At 63.2% G+C, this 1,544-nt stretch carries 1 protein-coding gene; it reads right to left on the reverse strand.

Features of this window, described 5'->3' with window-relative positions; genetic code table 11:
- Positions 1-1,502: flavin-containing monooxygenase (locus tag AC5RUK_RS17390; protein ID WP_494152985.1), on the reverse strand; the 1,502-nt coding region annotated here is incomplete at its 3' end.
- Positions 1,503-1,544 lie beyond the last annotated feature (42 nt).

Consider the following 1,544-nt stretch of genomic DNA (forward strand, 5'->3'; position numbering starts at 1 on the left):
TGGGCGTATTTGTCGAAGCCGCCGGCGTAGGGGATGAAGTAGCGGGAGCCGTCGTATTTGTTGACGTGGACCATGTAGTTGTCGACGGCGCGGCGCAGCATCGGTGCCGCGATCGCGTTGCAGTGTTCGCCCCACTCGGCTTCTGCCTCGAGGGTGGGTTCGATGCGGACGGCGCCCTTGTCTTCGGCGTGTTCGATGATGTCGGCGACGAAGTCCACGTGGTAGTTGTTCAGCGCGAAGAAGGTTGCCAGCACGCTGGGGCTTTGCACGCCGGTGAGGGTGAACAGGTTCGGGAACCCGTGGGTCATGATGCCCAGGTATGTTTGCGGTTTGTAGGTCCAGCGGTCGCTGGGCTGCTGCCCGTGCTCGTTGCGTATGTTGGCCTGGTCGAGCGCACCGGTGAAGGCCTCGAAGCCGAGCGCGAACACGATGAGGTCGATTTCGTACTCGTTGTCGCGGGTCTTGATCCCGGTCCGGGTGATGCGTTCGACCGGTTCGGTCCTGAGATCGACGAGGCTGACATTGCTTTGATTGAAGATCGGGTAGTACCCGGTGTCGATGCACAGCCTGCGGACCCCGATCGGGTAGGCGGTCGGCATCAGTTTCTCGGCGGTCTCGGGATCATCGATCATGTCGCGGATCTTGCCGCGGACGAACTCGGCCACAATGTTGTTGACCTCCAGGTCCGTGCCCTGGTCGGCGAAGGTGCCGAGCAGGCTCTGGCCTCCGAACGCCCACCTGGACTCCAGGATCTGCTGCTGCTGCTCCTCCGAGTAATCCGATGCCTTGCCGACATTGGGCGGCATGGCGTAGGCGACAGGGGTCGCGTAGGTCTCCTCGCGGAACTGCAGGACCTTCTGGGAGAGTCGTTCCTTCTTCCTCTTGTCGGCCGGGCCGTTGTGGGCGGGAATCGAGTAGTTCGGGGTCCGCTGCAGAACGTAAAGGTGTCCGGCGGTCTTGGCGATCTCGGTCGCGGCCTGCACACCTGAAGATCCCGTGCCGATGACCGCCACGCGCTTGCCGGCGATCTCCACCGGGGTCTGCGGCCAGTGGCCAGTCTGATGCCATTCGCCCTCGAAGTCATCCAGGCCCGCGAAGTCGGGCTTGCGCGGCTTGGACAGGTTGCCGGTGGCCATCACCAGGTACCGGGCCCATACCGTGCGGCCGGTGTCCGTGGTGATCAGGTACTTGTTCTCCTCCGGATGCCACTGCGCCGACGTCACCCACGTGCTCAGCGAAAGGTTCCGCCGCACCTCCAGACGGTCCGCGACATAGTTGAGGTACTCCAGGATCTCGGGCTGGGCAGCATACCGCTCGCTCCAGTCCCACCCCGCGTAAAGGTCCTGATCGAACATGAACGAATAGCTGTGGCTCTCCACATCCACCCGCGCGCCCGGATACCCGTTGTGGTACCACACCCCGCCAACACCGGCAGCCCCTTCAAAACCGTGCACATCATGGCCCAGCTCAGCAAACCGGTGAAGGGCATAAATGCCCCCCATCCCCGCACCGACCACAACGACCGAATACTCCTCCACCTCACC

The sequence above is a fragment of the Arthrobacter sp. Y3223065 genome, from assembly GCF_059090885.1.